The organism is Deltaproteobacteria bacterium (assembly GCA_009929795.1).
Classification (GTDB): Bacteria; Desulfobacterota; Desulfovibrionia; order Desulfovibrionales; family Desulfomicrobiaceae; genus RZZR01.
Map to the genome: position 1 here is coordinate 1 of RZZR01000205.1, position 3,551 is coordinate 3,551.

Sequence of the window (3,551 nt, forward strand, 5' to 3'; positions counted from 1 at the left end):
GGGCCAGGATTTCAGGCAGGCATGCATTCAGACTGCGGGCGGCATCGGGTTCGGATTCGGCCTTGTCGACCTGGGTATAGGCGATGGTGTTGAAGATGGCCTGGACATGGTTTTTATCCAGAAAGGGCTCCAGGGCCGTGGTCGAAAAGACGTCAAGTTCGTCCCGGCCGGGACAGATGGGCCTCCAGCCCGAGGACTCCAGGGCCTTGGCCAGGGACTGGCCGAGAAGGCCGGTCTTGCCGCCGAGGACCAGCGCGGTTTTAGGCATTTCGTTCATGACCGTTTTTCGTACCATTGATCCATGAATTTCCGGTAGGCTCCTGTCTGAACATTTTCGAGCCAAACCGGGTTGGCTTCGTACCAGTCCAGGGTCTCGGCCAGGGCATCTGTGAATTGTTTTTCCGGGCGCCAGCCAAGCTCTGACTCGGCCTTGGCAAAATCGATGGCGTAGCGCAGGTCGTGGCCGGGCCGGTCCTCGACATAGGAGATCAAGTCGTGGGATCGGCCGAGATGGTCCAAAATGGCCCGAACCACATCGATGTTTTGGAGTTCGCAGCCGCCGCCGAAATTGTAGACCTCGCCGTCGCGGCCACTGCGGAATGCCAGGTCGACACCCCGGCAATGGTCCAGGACGTGGATCCAGTCCCGGACGTTGACCCCCCGGCCGTAGACCGGGACCTTCCGGTTGGCCCGGGCCTTGAGAAAGGCCAGGGGAATGAGTTTTTCCGGAAACTGGTAGGGCCCGTAGTTGTTGGTGCAGCGGGTGATTATGACTGGCAGTTTGTAGGTCTCGAAATAGGCCCGGACCACGAGGTCGGCTGAAGCCTTGGAGGCCGAGTAGGGGCTATTGGGGGCCAGGGGGGTCGACTCGGTGAACTTTCCGGATGGTCCGAGGGTTCCATACACCTCGTCGGTGGAAACCTGGAGGAAGCGGTCAACGCCGTGGCGTCGGGCGCATTCCAGGAGATTCTGGGTTCCGTTGACGTTGGTGGTCAGAAAGGGGGCCGGATCGGAAATGGATCGATCCACATGGGATTCGGCGGCGAAATTGATGACGCCGCGAATCTTGAAATGCCGGAGCAGGGCCGGGACGAGTACTGCGTCTCCAATGTCGCCGCGGACGAAGAAATATCGGGTTCCCCCGAATTCGGACTGAATCGTTTCGAGATTGCGGGGATTTCCCGCATAGGTCAGTTTGTCGAGGTTGACGACCAAAACCTCGGGGTCGGTCCGAAAAAGGTGGTGGATGAAGTTGGAGCCGATGAAGCCGCAACCTCCGGTAACCAGAACGTTCATGACCCTCCCGGGTAATGTTGTCCGGCCCGGGGCTCGCGCTTGCCATCGGACCGGGTTTGCAGTAGTTCCCATCGCCAGTGGGCGGTTAACTCAGCGGTAAGAGTGCCATCTTCACACGGTGGAAGTCCGGAGTTCAAATCTCCGACCGCCCACCACCGACATCAAGCCCTGGATTCCAGGGCTTTTTTTATTATGCAGATCATCCTGTACCATCCCGAAATTCCACCCAATACCGGAAGCATTGCCCGGCTCTGCGCCGCGGCCAAGGTCCGCCTCCATCTGATTGAACCCCTGGGTTTCAGCCTGGAGGACAAATACCTTCGGCGGGCCGGGCTCGACTACTGGCCGCAGGTCGATCTGGCCGTGTGGCCGGACTGGGAAAGCCTGTTTTGCGCCCTGGGTTCGGAAGGGCGTATTGTGGCTGCCTCGGCCCGTCAAGGTCAAGCCTATCATCGCTTCCGGTTCAGGGCCGAGGACTGCATCGTGCTCGGGCCCGAGTCAAAGGGGCTGCCCGAGAGCGTTGTGTCTTCGGCCCACGCCTGCGTGCGGATTCCCATTCTGGGACAGGTCAGAAGTCTCAATCTGGCCTGTGCGGCATCCATCCTTCTCTTTGAGGGGCTCCGGCAGACCGCTGGTCTGGGCGAGTAGCCCCGTTTCTCCGAGCTCTTCTATTCCCGAATGACGGCGATGATCTCCCGAAGTCTGCCGGCCAGCTGAGCCAATTCGGCCACGGCCCGGGACGACTGCATCATGGCGTCGGCTGTTTCCGCGGCAATGACGTTGACTTGGTCTGTGGCCCGGCTGATCTCTTCGCTGGTGGCCGACTGTTCCTCGGCGGCCGTGGCGATTTCCCTGACGCGCTCGGCGGTCTGATCGGCGATGTTCAGGATTTCACGCAAGGCCTGTCCGGACCGCTCTGCCATCTCGGTGCTGCGGGCAATGGCCTCGGCGGCTTGGCCGGTCTGGGAGATGTTGTCCCTGGTGCTGTCCTGGATCTTGCCGACGTAGTCACCGACCTCCTTGGTGGCGGTCATGGTTTTTTCGGCCAGTTTGCGGACCTCGTCGGCGACCACGGCGAATCCCCTTCCGGCCTCGCCGGCCCGGGCAGCCTCGATGGCCGCGTTGAGGGCCAGGAGGTTGGTCTGGTCGGCGATGTCGGAGATGACGTCGATGATGGCCCCAATGCCTCGGGCGTGCTCACCCAGGATATCCATGTTTTGGCGGAGAGCCTTGGCTGCCTCTGAGGACGACTGGGTGGTCTGGACGACCTTCTCGACCATCTCCGACCCAAGCTCAGCCTTGGTCCGGGCCGAGTCGGCCAATTGGGATGCGTTGGCCGCATTTCGGGCCACGTCAAGAACCGTGGCGTTCATTTCCTCCATGGAGGTGGCGGCCTCTGAGGCCGAACGCCTCTGTACCTCGGAGCCCTGGCTGGCTTGGTCGATCTGGGCGGAGAGCTCGTCGGCGGCCGAGGCCAATTGTTCGGAAACCTCCTCGGCGCTCTGGGCGGCTCCGGCGATTTTTTCGTTCTGTTCCTCGATCGTTTTTTGCTGGTTTCTGATGGCCGAGATGTCCGAGAAGGTGGCGAACGCGCCGAGGAGCTTGCCGTCAAGGTCCCGGACCAGGGCCGCGTCGGCCCGTGCGTGACGATGCTTCCCGTCCCTGTTGATCAGAAAGATTTCGGCGCCGGTCACGCTGGAACCCGTGGCCAGGGTCTGGCCGGTAACCGTGGTTTCGATCGAACCGCCGAGAAGTTCCTTGACAGGCTTGCCGAGATGATCCTCCGGGCGGCCCTTGAGTCCGACAAAGCCCAGGAACTGCGGGTTGAGAAAGGTGGCTCGATCCTGTTCGTCGGTGACCACGCAGGCCGTGGCCATGCCTTGGAGGATGCCTTGGGAGAAACCGAGACGGTCCTTGAGTTTCAGGACCATGGCCTTGAGGTCCTCGACCATCAGGCCCAGTTCGAAACGGAAGGATCCCTGCAGTCGGGCGTTGAGATCTCCCTGGGCCACGTTCCGGGCATAGTGCTGAATGGCCACCATGGGTGAGATGACCAGCCGGCTCAGGGAGTAGACGATGGCTCCGATGAGCAGGAGGACAAGCACGACGCCGGTCAGGGCGAGGACATTACGCAATCCCTGGGCCGAGGCGGACAGATCGCTCAGTTCCGCGCTCATGCACACGACCCATCCCGTGGCGGGAACTGTGTCGAAGGCGATGATCTTGCTCTGGCCCTGCCATTGATAGGCCTCATG

The 3,551-nt window shown here is 61.5% G+C and carries 4 protein-coding genes and 1 tRNA gene; 2 read left to right on the forward strand and 3 right to left on the reverse strand.

The window, feature by feature from the left end:
- Both EOM25_13120 and rfbB read right to left on the reverse strand, forming a co-directional pair.
- A partial coding sequence (locus EOM25_13120; protein ID NCC26116.1) for an NAD-dependent epimerase/dehydratase family protein occupies positions 1 to 295 on the reverse strand: 295 nt, incomplete at its 3' end.
- Positions 274 to 1,296: a dTDP-glucose 4,6-dehydratase gene (gene rfbB, locus EOM25_13125; protein NCC26117.1), complete on the reverse strand. Its 1,023-nt coding sequence runs from the start codon at positions 1,294 to 1,296 to the stop codon at positions 274 to 276. The genes rfbB and EOM25_13120, both read right to left, overlap by 22 nt.
- Before the next feature lie 79 nt (positions 1,297 to 1,375).
- Between rfbB and EOM25_13130 the strand changes: the two genes are divergently transcribed.
- Both EOM25_13130 and EOM25_13135 read left to right on the forward strand, forming a co-directional pair.
- A tRNA-Val gene (locus EOM25_13130) sits at positions 1,376 to 1,451 on the forward strand.
- A 37-nt stretch (positions 1,452 to 1,488) separates the two neighbouring features.
- Complete coding sequence (locus EOM25_13135; protein ID NCC26118.1) at positions 1,489 to 1,944, forward strand: tRNA (cytidine(34)-2'-O)-methyltransferase; 456 nt, start codon at positions 1,489 to 1,491, stop codon at positions 1,942 to 1,944.
- 20 nt (positions 1,945 to 1,964) lie between these two features.
- Here the strand turns inward: EOM25_13135 and EOM25_13140 are convergent.
- Positions 1,965 to 3,551 (reverse strand): methyl-accepting chemotaxis protein (locus EOM25_13140; protein ID NCC26119.1); only part of this gene is annotated, 1,587 nt, incomplete at its 5' end.

Excerpts from the sequence above, each read along its gene's own strand:
- EOM25_13135 (NCC26118.1), top strand. The coding sequence starts at position 1,489 with ATGCAGATCATCCTGTACCATCCCGAAATTCCACCCAATACCGGAAGC.
- rfbB (NCC26117.1), bottom strand. The coding sequence starts at position 1,296 with ATGAACGTTCTGGTTACCGGAGGTTGCGGCTTCATCGGCTCCAACTTC.